The organism is Corynebacterium hesseae, assembly GCF_037850265.1.
Classification (GTDB): Bacteria; Actinomycetota; Actinomycetes; order Mycobacteriales; family Mycobacteriaceae; genus Corynebacterium; species Corynebacterium hesseae.
This window is the reverse complement of the sequence record NZ_CP137211.1, coordinates 2196361-2214093: the sequence shown is the minus strand read 5'-3', so window position 1 is coordinate 2214093 and position 17733 is coordinate 2196361. Positions and strand designations below refer to the sequence as shown.

The following is a 17733-nucleotide window of genomic DNA, read 5'->3' as shown; positions in this document are numbered from 1 at the left end:
AAAGGTGAGTATTTAGTTATAAGTCTTGCTAAGCCGGGGTTTCGGCGGGCTGGTAAATCTCGCGTACCCGGTCACGTTCCACGGCTGGATCCGGCACCGGGATGGCGGAGAGCAGCGCGCGGGTATAGGCGTGTTGCGGGTTGTCAAAGACCTCGTCCGTGGGGCCGTATTCCACGAAATCGCCCTTGTACATCACGGCGACCTTGTCAGAAAGGTGGCGCACCACGGAGAGGTCGTGGGCGACGAACACCAGGGAAATACCGAGGCGGTTCTTCAGGTCATGCAGCAGGTTGATGATGCCGGCCTGGATGGAGACATCGAGGGCGGAGACAGGCTCGTCGAGCACCACGATGGAGGGGTTGGTGGCCAGAGCACGGGCCAGGCCGATGCGCTGGCGCTGTCCGCCGGAGAAGTGTCCAGGGAAGCGATCCACCTGGTGGGATTCCAGGCCGACGAGCTTCATCAGCTCAGCCACGCGCTGGCCGACGTCCCCCTCATACCCCAGCGATTCCAGCGGCTCGGCGATGATCTCACGAATGGTCATGCGCGGGTTGAGCGAGCTCATCGGGTCCTGGAAGACGATTTGGATGTCCTTGCGCAGCTTGCGGCGTGCGGACGCGCTCAAACCGGAGGTGTTGGTGCCGTTGACCACTATGGTGGAACCCTCTGGCGGGTTGAGGTCCATGATTTCCAGCAGGGTGGTGGTCTTGCCGGAGCCGGACTCGCCCACGATGGCAAAGCACTCGCCCTGGTGCACATCGAAGCTGACGTTCTTGACCGCGTGTACTGTGCCGACGCGGCGCTTGAGAATCGCTCCCTTGATGAGCGGGAAGTCCTTGACCAGGTTCTTGACCTCCAAGGTGACCGGCCGCTGCTCGTAGGGAGTATCGCCCAGGGTATCTGCGGAAATCTTCGGCAACGGGTACATGCGCTCGCCGCCGATGGTGCCGTCCTTGATCTCGTCGGAGCGCAGGCAGGAGGCGAAGTGTCCGGGGACGTCGTCAAGCGCGCGCAGTTCCGGCTCCACGGTGCGGCACTCGTCTTTGACCACCGGGCAGCGGTCGGCGAAGGGGCACTCGGCGGCGACCTCGATCAGCCGCGGTGGGGTACCAGCAATAGGCGTGAGTGGCTCATCGGTGGCCTTGTCCACGCGCGGCGTCGACCCGAGAAGGCCCACGGTATAGGGCATCTTGGGGTTGTTGAAGATGATGTCGACATCACCGAGCTCCACCGGGCGCCCGGCGTACATGACCAGGACGTCGTCGGCGGTGCCGGCGACCACACCCATGTCGTGGGTAATCATGATGACCGCGGCGCCCGTTTCGCGCTGGGCTACCTTGAGGACCTCCAGGATCTGGGCCTGGATGGTGACGTCGAGCGCAGTGGTGGGCTCGTCGGCGATGATGACGCGCGGGTTGTTGGCCATGGCGATGGCGATGACCACGCGCTGGCGCATACCGCCGGAGAATTCGTGCGGGAATGACTTCACGCGCTTCTCCGCCTCCGGGATGCCGACGAGCTCGAGCAGGCGAATGGCTTCCTTTTCCGCTTCCTTCTTGGAGACATCGCGGTGGGTTTGGATGGCCTCGATGAGCTGGTCACCGATGGAGAACACCGGGGTCAGGGAGGAGAGAGGATCCTGGAAGATCATGGCGATATCCTTGCCGCGGATCTTCGACATCTCCTTGTCGGACTTGCCAATGAGCTCGGTGCCGGCATAGACCACGGAGCCTTCCACCTTGGCGTAGTCGGGCAACAGGCCCATGACGGCCAAAGAGGTCACGGACTTACCGGAGCCGGACTCGCCCACAATCGCCAGGGTGCGGCCCGGCATGAGGTCGAAGTCGACGCCGCGCACTGCGTGGACGGAGCCGGCCTCCGAGGGGAAGGTGACGGTGAGGTTGCGCACGGACAGCACCGGCTCGGTGGATGCAGCGGGGTCGGTGGCGCGGCTGGCCGGGTCGGCGTTGGCGGTGTGTGCAGTATTCTGCGGGGTCATGCTCGGCCTCCGGAGTTCGAGTTGGGGTCAATGGCATCGCGCAGGCCGTCGGCGATGAACGCCATGGAGACGGTCAGCAGCGTGAGGATGCCTGCGGGGAAGTAGAAGAGCCAGGGCGAGGCCTCGACGGCGTTGGCGCCGCCGGCCAGGAGGGTGCCCAGGGAGACGTCGGGAAGCTTCACGCCCAAGCCCAGGAAGGACAGCGCGGTCTCCGACATGATGGTGGACACCACGCCCAGGGCCGCCTGGATGATGAGCAGCGAGCCGATGTTGGGAACTACGTGGCGGAAGATGGTGCGCAGACGCGAGACACCCATGTAGTCCGCGGCACGGACATAGTCGTTCTCGCGCACACTGAGCGCCATGGCCCAGATGACGCGCGCCGGATACATCCAGCCGAAGGCGATGAGTACCACGATGAGCAGCTTCCAGTCGCCGCCGGAATCAGAAACCACCAGGGCGATGAGCAGGAACGTCGGGATTGCCAGCAAGAAGTGAATGACTGCCAGGATGACCTTTTCCACCGCGCCGCCGTACATGGCCGCGGCCGCGCCGATGAAGGCGGAGATCAGGGTAGAAGCCAGCGAGACGATGAGTGCGATGATCAGCGAGCGGCCCAAGCCGTGGACGGTCTGCGCAAAGAGATCGTTTCCGGAGTCCGTGGTTCCGAACCAGTGCTCCGGGGAAGGCCCGGTGGAGAGGTTGAAGAAGTCCGGCTCGTCGAAGGACCACGGGGTGAGGTAGCTGCCGAAGATGGAGAGCAGCGCGAGTAGCACGAAGATGACGAGTCCGACGGCAGCTGCCTTGTTGCGGAAGAAGCGGCGAACGTACAGCTTGAGTTTGGAGGTGCCGCGGAAATCGCTGCTGGAGAATTGCTTGCGCTGTGCGTCATCGACGTCGACGCCGGAGCCGAGTGCGGATTGTGCGCTGGGTTCGGTCTGCGGTGAAAAGTCCGCAGTGGCGGCATGCGGGCGCACGCCGAGGTTATCAGCTGCCGTATCGATAGCGAGGTCGTTGCGGCGGTGGCGCTCGGTGTGGCGCGCTTCGGAGCGTGGCGACGTGGATTTCTTTTCTGGAGACATTTAGCTCACCCTTACTCGCGGATCGAGGGCGACGACGACGAGGTCAGCCAGGATTGCAGAGAAAGCAATCATGACGGCACCGAAGGCGGCGACGGCGGTGGTGCCGTTGACGTCGTTGCGGCTGATGGTTTCGATGAAGTACTGGCCCATTCCCTTCCACGCGAAGATGGTTTCCGTCATGATGGCGCCGGTAAAGATTCCGGGAACGGAGAAGGCCACGGAGGTTGCGACCGGAATGATGGAGGTGCGCAGGGCGTGCTTGCGGATGGCCTGGGAGCGCGTGAGGCCCTTGGCTCGGGCGGTGCGCACGTAGTCGGCGTTCAAGTTATCCAGCAGCAAGGTGCGCTGCATCATGTGGTAGCCGGCGTAGCTGATGATGATGAGCGAGATGGACGGCAAGATGAGGTGTTGCGCCATATCCAGCAGCTTGGGGAAGAAGCCTTCGACGCCGAGGCTGGAAGCGCCCGTCACGTAGACCACGCGGTGGCCGGTCACGCGGTTGATCCACAGACCACCGGCGACGACCAAGATGGAGGCCACGACGACGTGCGTGTTCATCGTGATGATGGAGACGCCCTGCCAAAAGCGGTCGGCCGCCTTGTACTGGCGGGAGGCGGTGTAGACGCCGAGGGCGACGCCGATGACGACGGAGAGAATCGTGGCCACGAGCAGTAGCTGTGCCGAGACGAGCGCGCGGTGCCCGATTTGTGCGCTGACCGGGTCACCGAGAGGGGAGGTACCCCAGTCCCAGTGGAAGATGATGTTGGACAGCCATCCCCACCAACGCTCAATGAGAGGGGTCTCCGGGTTGAGGCCGAGTGGCGTGAGAATTCGGCCGATTTCTTCCGGCCCGAGCGGTGGGTTGCGGCCGACATAATTTGATCGGGGATCAAGGAAGGTTGCGGCCAGGAGGTACGCGATATTAGTCGCGAGGAAGATGACTACCAGCCAGCTGGCGGTCTTCTTGATGATGTACTTGAACATCACTATTCCTTCGCAGGGTGTGGTCTCAACGGGTTTGGGAAGTATGGCGGCCGTGAAACCTCACGGCATCCATGTGACCTAGACCTCAGGCTAGGTGCTGTGTCACATATTAAAAGAAATGTGAGACAGGAGGGAAAGATTTATTGTTTTTGTTTCATGAGGGGTGTTGCCTGCACGTCCTCAGGTTGCATTTATTACATATTAATAGCCCTATAGAAATTATCGGGCGTGAGGAATGTAGGTGCAGTGCGCACCAAGGTTCCCGCCGCCGAAAACCCTGCATAACCGTTTAGGGGTGAGTGAATATTATGCGCATAATTTCGGGGGTAGCGGGAGGGGTATCAGGGCATCTAAAAGGGGTAAAGATACTCAGCAAGCATTCAGTAGCTGACGAAGCGCATCCTTCTCCGCTGCCGTGACCCAGATTTCATAGGCCGCCTTCACCTCTACGATGCGGCGCGCATACTCGCAGCGAAATCCTTTGTTGGGCGGCAACCACGTGGCGGCATCGCCAGCGCCTTTTTGCTGGTTGAGGGGACCATCGACGGCGAGGAGGTTGCGGGGATCATTAGCAAAGTCGCGGCGTTTTTCTGGTGACCATTGCTGGGCGCCTTTCTGCCAGGCGTCGGCAAGCGGCACAACGTGATCGATCTGTACCGCACGTGATGTCTGCGCCCCGCGCTGGAACTCAATGTCCTGGCCCGAATAGGGATCGTGCAAGGTGCCGGAAAGTGCCACGCAGTCGTGGGTGCCTTCCTTGAGAACGAGGCTCTCCGGATCCAAATCCCTGCGGAGGATGTCATTGCGGGTATCGCAGCCGTTGTGGCCGAACTCCACGGTGACGTCATCGGACCACGCTTGGCCAAACTCTTCGCGCTCATAGCCGGTTTTGGGCGCGCGGCCTTTGACCTCCAAGGATTCTAAGGCGGCGAGAGTTTCGGCGATGTCCGGCGCAATGCTTGGCGCGGGTGTGGCCTCTTCGGCTTGTTCTTCTGCTGGGCCTTTCTGCGTGGGTGCCGCTGACGTAGTGGAGCTGGGCCGCTCGGGCGTAGGTTCGGTTGGGGCGGGGAGGATAAGGCCGATGGCCACTAGTACTGCTACCGCGGCGTTGAGTAGCGCGGCGATGAAGAACGGGGTACGAGAGGCCATGACGCATTGATCCTAGTGGGTAGAATCGGCACACGGTATGAGTATCGATATGTTCTTTGACGAGTACCTCGCTGAACGCGGTCTGACGCGCTCGGCCGAGGTTGTCCCGGACCACGCCTGCCAGGTCTTTTGTGATGCGCCTGAGCCGAAGACCCAGTCTTCCCTCGAAGAGGCGGTTCAACTCGTCGCCCACACCTTGGGGGAGTAGTGCAGGTGTCTGATTTTCACGTCTCTGCGCCTTTGTCGCCTTTGTCTGCGCGCTTGGGCTCCGAGCCCTTTGCGCTGTTTTTCTCCGGTCAGGGTTATGCCTGGCTGCCGACGTTGCGCGATGCCCTCGCCACCGGCGTCCGACCCAAGATAGCGGCGTTCCTCTCCGCGGCCGAGGAACTCCTCGCCCCGCTGGAGGAGGAGCTTCTGGCTGCTGCTCCGCACGGGTTTGCCCCTTTGGCCTGGGCAGACGAGGAGCCGGCGTGGGCGCACGCGCTTGCCGACGCCTCGCTTTCCACCCCCGGCATCCTCACCGCGCAGCTAGCGGTCCTCGAATCACTGCGTGCGCAGGGAATAGAACTCGAGGATGCCGTCACCAGCATCGGACATTCCCAGGGCGTGCTTGCCGCGGCGGTCGTTGAGGGACGCATGAGCCCAGCCGAGGCTCTGGCGCTGGCACGCCTCATCGGCGCGGCTCTGGAGACAACCGCACGCAGTGCTGGGCTGGTCCGCACCCCGCAGGGCGCGCCCATGGCGGCGGTGACCGGCGCGACGAAGCAGCAACTACTCGACGCCGGCGCCCACATCGGGCTCGACAATGGGCGGGGGCGCTTCGTCATCGTCGGAACACCGGCTGAACTTGCCCGAGTGAAGGCCACGCTGCAGGAGAGCTCGGCCCTTAAAGAAGAGCGGGAAGGGAAGCCCGCCGCAGTTACCGTTTCCGACCTTGATGTTTCAGCTGCTTTCCATCATCCCACCATGCAGTTTGCGGTGGAACAGGTAGAAAGCTGGGCGGCCCGGATCGGACTGGAAACCGAATCCGCCGCGCAGCTCGCGCGGGCGGTATTGACCGATTACGTGGATTGGCCCGAGCGCATTGACTCGGCGCTTCAGGCCGGGGCGCGTTGGATTCTGGAAATCGGGCCCGCCCGCGGGGTGGAGCCGCTGACTCGGGATATCGTCGCCGGGCGCGGTGTGGGCACGCTGGCCGTCGCTGCACCGGAAGGGTTGGCCCAGCTCGTGGAGCCGGGCCGCGCACCCGTTCTGCCACGCGCGTGGTCCGAGTGGGCACCGCGAGTGACAGACGGGCGCCTGGTGACTGCCTTTACGCAGGCCACCGGTTACTCACCGGTCATGCTTCCCGGGATGACCCCCACCACGGTTGATCCGGCCATCGTCGCCGCGGCCGCCAACGCTGGGCACTGGGCGGAGCTGGCCGGCGGGGGACAGCACACCGATGACATCCTGCAGGAGAACCTGAGCACCTTGAGCCGGCTCTTAAAGCCAGGGGTGAATGCCCAGTTCAACGCGCTGTATCTCGCGGCTTCCCAGTGGCGCCGCCAGATTGAGGGGCCAAACTCGATTCTGCGAGCGCGCGCCGCAGGAGCACCCATCAACGGCGTGGTGATTTCCGCCGGCATTCCTCCTGTGGAGGAGGCCGTGGAGCTGGTGGAGAAGCTCCACGGGGCAAACATCCCCTGGGTCGCCTTCAAGCCGGGAACTTCGGCGCAGGTGGAGGAGGTGCTCCGTATCGCCGATGCTCTCCCCGAGACCACCGTCATCATGCAGCTGGAAGGTAGCGCGGCCGGTGGCCACCATTCCCTAGAAGGCCTCGATGAGGTCCTTGTTGCTACCTACGCGCGGATCCGTGAGCGCGACAATGTCCTCCTCGCCGTTGGCGGGGGAATCGGCACCCCGGCGCGTGGCGCGGAGTACCTCCTGGGTACGTGGACGCAGCGCTTCGGCCTGCCCGTAGCCCCCGTCGATGCCATCATGGTGGGCACCGCCGCCATGGCGGCGAAGGAGTCCACCGCATCCGAGTCGGTGAAGCAGGCTCTCGTCGCCGCGCACAGCGGGGACGTTGTGTCGGGCCGCTCGGATCTGGGCGCGGACATCCATGAGCTGGATAACTCTTTCGCCCGCGCCGGGCGCCTCCTCGATGAGGTGGCCGGTGACGCCGCGGCCGTGGAGACCCGCCGCGCGGAAATCATTCAAGCCATCGGGCGCACGTGCAAGCCCTACTTCGGGGACCTCGATGAGATGTCCTATTCCGCGTGGCTGCAGCGCTACCTTGAGCTGTCCTACCTGGACGGCTGGGTTGACGAATCCTGGTTTGATCGATTCACGCGCATGGTGGCGCGGGCTGAGGCCCGACTTAACCCGGTCGATCAGGGCGAGATTGAGCTGCGCGTTGAGGTTGAACGCGAGAACCCGGCTGAGGCAATTAATCAGCTGACCGGACTCTACGGTGACGCGGCGCTGCACCCGACCGACGCCGCGTGGTTCATTCAGCTCGTGGATGGTCCCGGCAAACCCGCAAACTTTGTGCCGGTCATCGATGCTGACGTACGCCGCCGCTGGCGCCTTGACACCTTGTGGCAGGCACACGATGAGCACTACGAGGCCGATGAGGTCTGCATCATCCCCGGCACGTCAGCCGTTGAGGGAATCGCGCAGGCCAACGAGCCGGTGGCGCAGATCCTCGGCCGCTTCGAGCAGGCGGTGCTCGGGCTTCTCGACGCCTCCGACGCAGAGTTCGACAAGGGGCTTGCAGGCGAGCTCAACATGAGCGACGAAGAGCTCATCCGCCGCGCCCCGAGCCTGAATTGGGCCGGGCGCGAGCAGCCCAACCCCCTGCGCCTTGGGCTTGATGGCACCGAGCTGGAACCTGCCGGTGACGGCGCCATGTGGTTGACGGTTCCGTTCCACTCTGGAGCTGAGCTGCGCATTCGTATCACTCCGCCGAGCATTCCGGGTGCCTCACCACTCGTTAAGGTCGAGGATGCCAAGGCCGCCATGCGGGAGCTGCTGCGCCAGGCCGTCGGCGGTGACCTTCCGGACGTTAGCTCCGGGACCGCGACGGTCAGCGCTCACCTCAGCACCACCGACATCGCCCACTACAGCGCGGTGACCAGCGGGGAGATGAACGCTACTGTTTCGCCCGATGTCCTCGTCGGCCCCGCCTGGCCAGCCACCTTCGCTGTGCTGTCCGGTGCCCATGCGGCGTCCGGGGAGCCGGTGGTGGAGGGCTTTCTTGACCTGGTCCACCTCGAGCACTCGCTGAGTCTCAAACCATATACCTGGGAGCTGCTTCGCGCCAGCGCCGCGCCGGGCTCCGAGCCTTTGGACCTGCGCTACACCGCTGAGTTGGAGGAGGCACGCGATACACCGTCGGGGCGCGTAGTCGACGTTTCTGTCGGCGTGACTGCAGCCGTGCGCGGAGAAGAACATGAATTCGCGCAGATGCACGAGCGCTTCCTTATCACCGGGCGCCGCGGTGACGCCGCGCTCGAGACCGTGGGCGCCGCAACTTATGGTGCACAAGAAAGCGGGGCAGAGACAGCAGAGACGTCGGTCCGTGAGACACCGCGCTCCTTCCGCCACCGCACTAGCGCTGTGGCACCGGAATCCTTGCTGCCCTTCGCCGTGGTCACGGGGGATAGGAACCCCATCCACCTGTCATCGAACGCGGCGGCATTGGCGGGACATCGTGAAGGCCCCATCGTCCACGGCATGTGGACCTCAGCGCTGGCGCAGGCGGCCGCGGCTTTCGACGGTGCCCGCGTCCTCGACTGGTCCGCTACCTGGCTTGCACCTGTGCTGCCGGGCAGTGAGGTGGAGTTTGAGGTGGAACGGGTGGGCGTCGACAAGCGGCGCGGCTACGGTGAGGTCCGCAGCGTGACCGCCACCAGCCAGGGCGTGCCGGTGCTGCAGGCGCGAGCGACGATGAGCAGCCCCACCACCTTCTATGCCTTCCCCGGCCAGGGCATCCAGTCCCCGGGGATGGGGATGCAGGACTATGCGGAATCCGCAGCGGCGCGCGCGGTGTGGGAGCGCGCGGACAAGCACACGCGGCAGAGTTTGAGCTTCTCCATCCTGGAGATTGTCCGCCACAACCCCGACACCGTGGTGGTGGATGGTGAGACCTTCACGCACCCGGACGGGGTGCTTTATCTGACGCAGTTCACGCAGGTGGCCATGGCCACCCTGGGTTGCGCGCAGATCGTGGCACTCAAGGAAGCTGGGGTCCTCGAAGACAGTGCCTTCTTCGCTGGCCACTCGGTGGGCGAGTACAACGCTCTGGCCGCCTATGCCGAGGTCCTGTCCTTGGAGGCGGTGCTGGACATCGTTTATGTTCGCGGGCTGACCATGCACCGTTTGGTCGAGCGCGATTCCGCGGGCCAGTCCCTCTACGGTTTAGCGGCGCTGCGCCCGCACAAGATGGGGATGAGCGCGGGCGAGGCCTTCGCCTATGTCGCCCGCGTGGCCGCAGAGACGGGCGAGTTCCTTGAGGTGGTTAACCACAATATTGCCGGGCGCCAATACGCGGTCGCCGGAACGAAGGCGGGCCTGGATGCGCTGGCGAGCGACGCCGAGCGCCGCGCCCCTGGGCAACGCGCCGTCATCCCCATCCCGGGGATTGACGTGCCCTTCCACTCCTCCCGCTTAGTGGGCGGCGTGGCGGATTTCCGCGCCCACCTCGACGCACTCATCCCTCAGTCGATCGACCTCGACGTGCTGGTGGGGCGCTATATTCCTAACCTCGTGGCGCGGCCCTTCGCGCTGAGCCGCGAGTTCGTGGAGTCCATCGCAGAAGTGGTGGATTCGCAGCCTATCGAGGAGATCCTGGCGGATTTCGATGGTGCCATGGCGAGCCCGGCGCGTCTTGGCCGCACCCTGCTCATCGAGCTTTTGGCCTGGCAGTTTGCCTCCCCGGTGCGCTGGATTGAGACCCAGGACCTGCTCCTTGGTGGGCTCGGCGTGGAGCGTTTCATCGAGGTTGGCGTTGGCACCGCGCCCACGCTGTCCAACATGCTGGGCCAAACACTGCGCCTGCCCCAGTATGCGGGCAGCACAAACATCGAGGTGCTCAACTACGAGCGCGACCGTGGGCGAGTCTTTGCCGACGACGCCGAGACGGCACCCGAGCCAGCAGCGCAGGATTCTGCGGACGCCGTCGAAGCGCAGAAGGGTGAGCCTGAGTCGAGGCAGCCATCCGAGAGCGCACACCAGCAAGAAACGGTGCACGCCCCGCGCGAGGAGGCCCCAGCCGCCGTCGAGGATCGCCCGCTCAGCGTGCACCAGGCCCTCGAGATGCTCATCGCGCTGTGGACGAAGGTCCGCCCCGATCAGATGGCGGCGACCGATTCCATCGAAACCCTCGTGGAAGGCGTGTCCTCGCGCCGCAACCAGTTGCTCGTTGACCTCGGCGTGGAGTTCGGTATCAGCGCCATCGAGAATGCCGCGGACGCACCCATCTCGCAGCTGGCGGAGAGCGTGGCGCAGCGCGCGCCGGGCTACGCAACGTTTGGGGAGGTCCTCGCGGAGCACGTCGCGCAGGCGCTCACCCGGCTGACCGGGCCGGCGGGCAAGAAACCGAGCTACGTGGCCGAGCGCGTGAGCAGCACCTGGGGATTGGGCCCGGGCTGGGCCGATCGCGCTATTGCACAGCTGGTCCTGGGCACGCGCGAGGGCTCATCGCTGCGCGGCGGGGAGTTGGCAAGCCTGCCCATGACCGGTGTGGCGTCGGCGGCTGAGCTCGACGCGCTGATCGACGCCTCCGTGAGCGCCGCCGGCGAGCGCGAAGGAGTCTCACTGCAGAAGGCCGCAGCAGCAACGCCGACCGAGACCGTGGACCCCGAGGCGGTGCGCGCCTATACCGAGCGCCTTGAAGCGGCGCTGAAGGACTCCGCCCGCGCGGCACTCGCCGCCCTAGGCCGCGAGGTGGCGCCAACCGACGAGGTTGAGAGCACCGCGCTTCCGGAGCTGGAGCAGCTCGTTGCAGCGGAGCTGGGCTCGGACTGGAAGCGACAGGTCGCCCCGGCCTTCGATGCGCGCAAGGCAGTGCTTCTCGACGACCATTGGGCCACCGCCCGCGAGAACATCGCCCGCGCGGCCGCCGCCGGGGAAGCAGAGCCCGAGCTGGACGTGCTGGGCGCCGGCGAGGAGGTTGCGCTCCTGGCTGAGCACTTCGGCTATGAGGACCTAGCCCGCGATGCCCGCACCCCGGCCGACGGATTGCTCTTCGCCGGGCAGATGGCCGTGGTGACGGGAGGCTCGCCGGGTTCGATTGCCGCCGAGCTCATCGGCGAGCTGCTCGCGGAAGGAGCGACCGTGATCGCCACGACCTCCCAGCTAAGCCACGAGCGCCTCGAGTTCTATAAGGAGCTCTACCGCAGCCGGGCCGTCGGCGCGGCAGCACTATGGGTCGTTCCAGCGAACCTCAATTCCTTCGCGGACGTGGACGCGCTTGCGGAATGGATTGCGGCGGAGCGCACCGCCACCGTGGGTGGTGAGTCCGTGCGACTGAAGCCGGCTTACGTGCCGGATCTTCTCTTCCCCTTCGCCGCGCCGCGTGTGGCCGGCACTCTTGTGGATGCCGGGGCAGGGGCGGAGTCCCAGATGCGTCTGCTGCTGTGGTCGGTGGAGAAGCTCATCGCGTCGCTGTCCGCCGTGGGCGCGGATACACATGTTGGCCACCGGTTGCACGTGGTGCTTCCGGGCTCGCCGAACCGCGGGCGCTTTGGCGGCGATGGCGCCTACGGCGAGGCCAAGGCGGCCCTCGACGCCCTGGTTAACCGCTGGTCTTCCGAGCAATCCAGTTGGGGTGCGCGCACCTCGTTGGTGCACGCCCAGATCGGGTGGGTGCGCGGCACCGGCCTGATGGGCGGCAACGATCCGCTGGTTACACAGGTGGAGGCCCGCGGCGTGCGAACCTTCTCGGCGAAGGAAATGGCGGTGCAGCTTATCGACGCCACCGCCTCCCCTCGCATCCGCGCCGAAGCAGCACAGGCGCCGCTGAGCGTGGACCTCACCGGCGGGCTGGCCGAGGCTGAGCTGGACCTTGCTGCACTTGCCAGCGCGGCGCAGTCCGAGAACAGCGACGCATCGCGCGTAGCCGGTAGTTTGTGCGAAGGGAAGGCGCCGCCAACGGTAAAAGCCCTGCCGAACGTGCTCAGGCCTGCCGAGTGCACCAGCCCAGACTTCAATGGCGTGACGCAGTCCCTCGAGGACATGGTGGTCATCGTCGGGGCCGGCGAGCTCGGCCCGCTGGGTTCATCGCGTACTCGCTTTGAGGCGGAGGTCGGCGGGGACCTGTCTGCTGCTGGAGTGCTGGAGCTGGCCTGGAGCCGCGGGCTCATCAGCTGGGATGAGCGCACAGCCGGATGGCTGACGGCCGAAGGAGAGGAGGTAGCCGAGGAAGACGTCTACGCGCGCTTCCACGACGAGGTGCTCGCCGGGATTGGTGTGCGTCGCTTCCACGATGACTTCGGCCCGCACCTGCCCATGGTGGATAACCTCGCGCCCGAGCTGACCACCATCTACTTGGAGAAGCCGCTGAGCTTCACCGTGCAGGACGAAGAGACAGCACGCAGCTTCGTCGACAGCTGCGAAGGCGCTACGCTGCGCCGCGTCACTGATGCGACCGGTGAGGATGAATGGCAGGTCGCCCGACCCGCGGGCTCCGCGGTGCGGGTTCCGCGGCGCGTGGCCATGACCCGCTTTGTGGGTGGCCAGATTCCGGAGGGCTTCGACCCGCAGGTCTACGGCATCCCCGCGGACATGGTGGATAACCTCGACCGCCTCGCCCTGTGGAACCTGGTGTGCACCGTGGATGCCTTCCTCTCCGCAGGCTTTAGCCCAGCCGAGCTCTTGGCCCACGTCCACCCGGCGCGCGTGAGCTCCACCCAGGGAACCGGCATGGCAGGCCAGGAGGCGCTGCGCTCGCTGTACGTCGATAAGCTCTTGGCCCAGCCGCGGCCCAATGACGTCCTCCAGGAAGCGCTGCCCAACGTCATTGCTGCGCACGTGATGCAGTCCTATGTCGGCGGCTATGGCCAGATGGTGCACCCCGTGGCCGCCTGTGCCACGGCGGCGGTGTCGGTGGAGGAGGGCGTCGACAAGCTGCGCCTGCACAAAGCCGACTTCGTCGTGGCCGGCGGCATCGACGCCCTGTCGATTGAGGGAATCACCGGGTTCGGGGACATGGCGGCCACGGCCGATAGCGCGGAGATGGCGGCGAAGGGGATTGAGCATCGCTTTTTCTCCCGCGCTAACGACCGCCGCCGCGGCGGCTTCGTGGAATCCGAAGGCGGCGGAACCATCCTGCTCGCCCGTGGATCCTTCGCGGCCGAGATGGGACTGCCGGTGCTTGGCGTGGTGGGCTTTGCCGAGTCCTTCGCCGACGGCGCGCACACCTCCATCCCCGCGCCGGGCATGGGCGCGCTCTCGGCGGCGCGGGGTGGGCAGGACTCCCGCCTGGCCCGCTCGCTGAAGGCCCTCGGCGTGGACGCGGACGATATCGCGGTGGTGTCGAAGCACGATACGTCCACCAACGCCAACGACCCCAACGAATCTGACCTGCACGAGCGCATCGCCGCCGCGCTTGGCCGCAGCCCCGGCAACCCGCTGTATGTGGTTTCGCAGAAGAGCCTGACCGGGCACGCCAAGGGCGGTGCCGCCGCCTTCCAACTCGTCGGCCTGACTCAGGTGCTGCGCAGCGGGGTTCTCCCGCCGAACCGTTCGCTCGACTGCGTTGACCCCGTGCTGCGCCGCCACCCGCACCTGGTGTGGCTGCGCCAACCGTTGGACCTGCGCCGCACCCCGCCGAAGGCCGGCTTGGTGACCTCCCTGGGATTCGGACATGTCTCCGCCCTCATCGCGCTCGTGCACCCCGGTGCGTTTCATGCCGCGCTGGTGCGCGAGCGGGGTGAGGCCGAGGCCGAAGCATGGCGCTCAGCCGCCGCCGAGCGCGAGTGGCGCGGCTTACGGCGCCTGGAAAAAGCCATGCGCGGCGGGCCCGCCCTGTACGAGCGGCCGGTGAACCGCAACCTGGGGGCGGGCACAGCCGCCGAGGTAGCTGAACGCGAGGCCGCGGTGCTGCTAAGCGAGTCCGCGCGCCTGCGCGGAGGCACCTTGGATCCGGAGGGAGGAAGCACGGCTCAACGGGGGTAGCAAACCGTGGAGTATCCCCAGCTTGTACCCTCTGGAACGATAAAGAAGCAGGTCAGACGGGTTGGAGAAGTCCTGATATCTGGGGCACCATGCAAGGGTGAAAAATGCTAAGAAACCACTGCTAGGTCTGATCTCGGTCGCTGCCGTCGCCGTGCTTACAGCATGTTCGGCCACCGGTGGCGCGCCCCGCCCCGACGCTGACGGCGAGCTAGCCGGTGGCGTCGACACCGAGCGCCTTGTCGTCGCCATGATCTCCCACGGCGCGCCGGGGGATACCTACTGGGACCTCGTGCGCAAGGGCGCGGAGGATGCCGCCCGCAAGGACAATATCGAGCTGCGCTATTCCTCCGACCCGGAAGCGCCCAACCAGGCAAACCTGGTGCAGTCCGCCATCGACTCCGGCGTGGATGGCATCGCCGTGACCATGCCCAACTCCGGGGCGATTGGGCCTGTGGCCAAGAAGGCTTCCGATGCCGGCATCCCCACCGTGGGGCTTAACGCCGGCATGGATGATTACCAGAAGTACGGCATGAGCGCCTTCTTCGGCCAGGAAGAAAAGGTGGCCGGCACCAAGGCCGGCGAGCGCCTCAAGGATGAGGGCGCCAAGCACGTCTTGTGCGTTATCCACGAGCAAGGCAACTCCTCGCAGGAGTCGCGCTGCGCCGGTGTGAAGAAGGGGCTGGACAACGGCAAGGTTGAGCTCCTGTACGTCAACGGCAAGGATCTGACCGCCGCGCAGTCCACCATTAACGCGAAGCTGAGCCAGGATCCCTCCATCGACTGGGTCATGGCACTGCAGGCCTCCGTGGCCATGCGCTCCGCCGACGCGGTTGCCGACGCCTCCTCCAAGGCCAAGGTCTCCACCTTCGACACCAACGCCGAGCTTGTCGACGCCATCGCGGATAAGCGCATCGAGTGGGCCGTCGATCAGCAGCCCTATATGCAGGGCTACCTCGCCGTCGACTCGCTGTGGTTGGCACACCGTAATGGCTCCACCATGGGCGGCGGTCGCCCCGTGTACACCGGCCCCTCCTTCGTGGACTCCACCAACGTGGACATCATCTCCGAATCCGCTAAGGAAGGCCTGCGATGAGCGAAACCACGACTGCATCAGACGAGGCGCTATCCAGCCCTTCCGATACCCGCCTGACTCGCCGCAGCGGCTTCGCGCGCCTCATCCGCCGCCCGGAGCTGGCCAGCCTGCTCGGCGCGGTGGTTATCTTCGTCCTCTTCATGATCGTGGCGCCCGCCTTCCGCTCGGTGGAGGCCTTCTCCACGGTGCTTTATGCCAGCTCCACGCTGGGCATCGTGGCCTTGGCGGTGGGCCTGCTCATGATTGGTAACGAGTTTGATTTGTCCTCCGGTGTGGCGGTGACGTCCGCGGCGCTCGTGGCCACCATGCTCAACTACAACTTCCACCTCAACTCGTGGGTGGGCGTGGGCCTATCCTTGTTGACCGCCCTGGCCATCGGCGCGCTCAACGGCTTCCTTGTGGTGCGCACCAAGATCGATTCCTTCCTGATCACCCTGGCGGCCTTCCTCATGCTGCAGGGGCTTAACCTGGCGATTACCAAGCTGGTGACCGGCCAAGTGGCCACCCCGACCATCGCTGACATGGAAGGATTCGGCTCTGCCCGCGTCCTCTTCGCCGGCACCATCCACATCGGCAGCTTGAGCATCCGCGCCACCGTTATCTGGTGGATCCTCTTCGTCGCCATTGCCTCGTGGGTGCTGTACAAGACGCGCTGGGGAAACTGGATTTTTGCTGTCGGCGGCGATGACGAAGCCGCCCGCGCCGTCGGCGTTCCCGTGCGCCGCGTCAAGGTGGCGCTGTTCATGCTCGTCGGCTTCGCGGCGTGGATCGTGGGCATGCACACCCTCTTTGCCTTCGACTCCATCCAGGCCGGCCAGGGCATCGGTAACGAGTTCCTCTACATCATCGCCGCGGTCATCGGCGGCTGTTCCATGACCGGCGGGCGCGGCACCGCGGTGGGCACAGCCATCGGCGCGCTCATCTTCGGCATGACGAACCAGGGCATCGTGTACGCCGGCTGGAACCCCGACTGGTTCAAGTTCTTCCTCGGTGCCATGCTGCTCTTTGCCGTGCTGACGAACACCTCGGTGGCTAACTTTACGAGGAAGCGATAACCATGATTGAGCTGCACGATATTTCCCAAACCTTCGGCAACTTCCACGCCCTGCGCGGCATCAACCTTTCTGTGAAAGAGGGCGCGGTGACCTGCGTGCTGGGTGATAACGGCGCGGGCAAGTCCACGCTGATCAAGATCCTGGCGGGCCTCAACCAGCCCACCGGCGGCACCATTACCGTCGATGGGGAAGAGGTGAACTTCGCCAGCCCCCGCGATTCCCTCGACGCTGGTATCGCCACCGTGTACCAGGACTTGGCGTTGGTGCCCTCGCTGTCGGTGTGGCGCAACTTTTTCTTGGGACAGGAGCTCACCGGGGCGTTGGGGAGCTTGCGCGAGGAAGAGATGAAGCGCATTACGCACGAGCAGCTGTCCGAGATGGGCATTGAGCTTGGCGACGTCTCCGTGGAACTCTCTGCCCTCTCCGGCGGCCAGCGCCAGGTGGTGGCGATTGCCCGCGCCATCTACTTCGGCGCGCGCTACATCATCCTGGACGAGCCCACCGCAGCACTCGGCGTGAAGCAGTCGGGCATGGTGCTGCGCTTTATCGACGCCGCCCGCGAACGCGGCATGGGCGTGGTCTTCATTACGCACAACCCGCAGCACGCCTACCTCGTGGGCGATCACTTCATCGTGCTCACGGTGGGGCAGATGTCACTGGACGCCTCCAAGGAGGAGGTCACGTTGCCGGAGCTGACCCAGTGGATGGCGGGCGGCGACGAGCTGGAGGAGCTCAAACAGGAGCTGGCACGCTAAGCTTGCCCGCATGACAAAAAGTGGCGTGAGCGTGGGCACCGACCTGGTGCACATTCCGTCCTTTGCTCAGCAGCTGGAGCTTCCCGGCACGCGCTTCGCGCAGGTTTTCAGCGCCTCCGAATTGCGCGTGGCGCAGGCCCGGGGGCTGAGCGGTGCTGCCCGCGCGCAGCACCTGGCGGGGCGCTGGGCGGCGAAGGAGGCCTTCATCAAGGCGTGGTCGCAAGCGCTCTACGCGCACCCGCCGGTCATCGCAGAGGAAGCCGTGGACTGGGCGGAGATTGAGGTCCGCCCGGATGCGTGGGGGCGAGTAGCACTCGAGTTGCGTGGTGAGATTGCCCGCCTCGCGCGGGAGTCCTTGGGGGATTTCTCCACGGCGCTGTCCATCAGCCACGATGGTGATTACGCCACCGCCATTGTGTACCTTTCGCGCTAAACGCGCCTGGGCGCCCCTGGC

Annotated in this window: 10 protein-coding genes; 6 read left to right on the top strand and 4 right to left on the bottom strand. The window is 65.3% G+C overall.

The genetic code is table 11. From position 1 onward, the window contains the following. Positions 1–28 precede the first annotated feature (28 nt). The 4 genes from R3O64_RS10425 to R3O64_RS10410 all read right to left on the bottom strand — a co-directional run bounded on the left by R3O64_RS10425 (position 29) and on the right by R3O64_RS10410 (position 5214). Positions 29–1999, bottom strand: coding sequence for an ABC transporter ATP-binding protein (locus tag R3O64_RS10425; protein ID WP_339016873.1), 1971 nt, complete (start codon positions 1997–1999; stop codon positions 29–31). Next, a complete protein-coding gene (locus R3O64_RS10420) occupies positions 1996–3081 on the bottom strand; it encodes an ABC transporter permease (RefSeq protein WP_143334806.1) in 1086 nt (361 codons plus the stop codon). The genes R3O64_RS10425 and R3O64_RS10420 overlap by 4 nt, the downstream gene beginning before the upstream one ends. After that, on the bottom strand, positions 3082–4065 hold the full coding sequence (locus tag R3O64_RS10415; RefSeq protein ID WP_070530021.1) for an ABC transporter permease: 984 nt from the start codon (positions 4063–4065) through the stop codon (positions 3082–3084). It lies immediately after the preceding gene. A 369-nt stretch (positions 4066–4434) separates the two neighbouring features. Then, positions 4435–5214, bottom strand: coding sequence for an HNH endonuclease family protein (locus R3O64_RS10410; RefSeq protein ID WP_339016872.1), 780 nt, complete (start codon positions 5212–5214; stop codon positions 4435–4437). Between the two features lie 37 nt (positions 5215–5251). Here R3O64_RS10410 and R3O64_RS10405 point away from each other — a divergent pair, with 37 nt between their 5' ends. The 6 genes from R3O64_RS10405 (at position 5252) to R3O64_RS10380 (ending at position 17712) form a co-directional block, all read left to right on the top strand. Continuing rightward, positions 5252–5422 carry a hypothetical protein gene (locus R3O64_RS10405; RefSeq protein ID WP_154762460.1) on the top strand — a complete coding sequence of 57 codons (171 nt, stop codon included), beginning with the start codon at positions 5252–5254 and terminating at the stop codon, positions 5420–5422. A 5-nt stretch (positions 5423–5427) separates the two neighbouring features. After that, complete coding sequence (locus R3O64_RS10400; RefSeq protein ID WP_339016871.1) at positions 5428–14376, top strand: fatty acid synthase subunit beta domain-containing protein; 8949 nt, start codon at positions 5428–5430, stop codon at positions 14374–14376. A gap of 97 nt (positions 14377–14473) precedes the next feature. After that, positions 14474–15469 carry a substrate-binding domain-containing protein gene (locus R3O64_RS10395; protein WP_339016870.1) on the top strand — a complete coding sequence of 332 codons (996 nt, stop codon included), beginning with the start codon at positions 14474–14476 and terminating at the stop codon, positions 15467–15469. Next, complete coding sequence (locus tag R3O64_RS10390; RefSeq protein WP_339016869.1) at positions 15466–16524, top strand: ABC transporter permease; 1059 nt, start codon at positions 15466–15468, stop codon at positions 16522–16524. Before R3O64_RS10395 ends, R3O64_RS10390 begins: the two co-directional genes overlap by 4 nt. 2 nt (positions 16525–16526) lie before the next feature. After that, positions 16527–17279, top strand: coding sequence for an ATP-binding cassette domain-containing protein (locus R3O64_RS10385; RefSeq protein WP_070744994.1), 753 nt, complete (start codon positions 16527–16529; stop codon positions 17277–17279). A gap of 10 nt (positions 17280–17289) precedes the next feature. After that, positions 17290–17712 (top strand): holo-ACP synthase, encoded by a 423-nt coding sequence (locus tag R3O64_RS10380; RefSeq protein ID WP_070522339.1) that lies wholly within the window; start codon positions 17290–17292, stop codon positions 17710–17712. Positions 17713–17733 lie beyond the last annotated feature (21 nt).

What these genes read in the sequence shown, in the direction of transcription:
- R3O64_RS10425 (WP_339016873.1), bottom strand. Translation starts at nt 1,999, where the DNA reads ATGACCCCGCAGAATACTGCACACACCGCCAACGCCGACCCGGCCAGC.
- R3O64_RS10420 (WP_143334806.1), bottom strand. Translation starts at nt 3,081, where the DNA reads ATGTCTCCAGAAAAGAAATCCACGTCGCCACGCTCCGAAGCGCGCCAC.
- R3O64_RS10415 (WP_070530021.1), bottom strand. Translation starts at nt 4,065, where the DNA reads ATGTTCAAGTACATCATCAAGAAGACCGCCAGCTGGCTGGTAGTCATC.
- R3O64_RS10410 (WP_339016872.1), bottom strand. Translation starts at nt 5,214, where the DNA reads ATGGCCTCTCGTACCCCGTTCTTCATCGCCGCGCTACTCAACGCCGCG.
- R3O64_RS10405 (WP_154762460.1), top strand. Translation starts at nt 5,252, where the DNA reads ATGAGTATCGATATGTTCTTTGACGAGTACCTCGCTGAACGCGGTCTG.
- R3O64_RS10390 (WP_339016869.1), top strand. Translation starts at nt 15,466, where the DNA reads ATGAGCGAAACCACGACTGCATCAGACGAGGCGCTATCCAGCCCTTCC.
- R3O64_RS10385 (WP_070744994.1), top strand. Translation starts at nt 16,527, where the DNA reads ATGATTGAGCTGCACGATATTTCCCAAACCTTCGGCAACTTCCACGCC.
- R3O64_RS10380 (WP_070522339.1), top strand. Translation starts at nt 17,290, where the DNA reads ATGACAAAAAGTGGCGTGAGCGTGGGCACCGACCTGGTGCACATTCCG.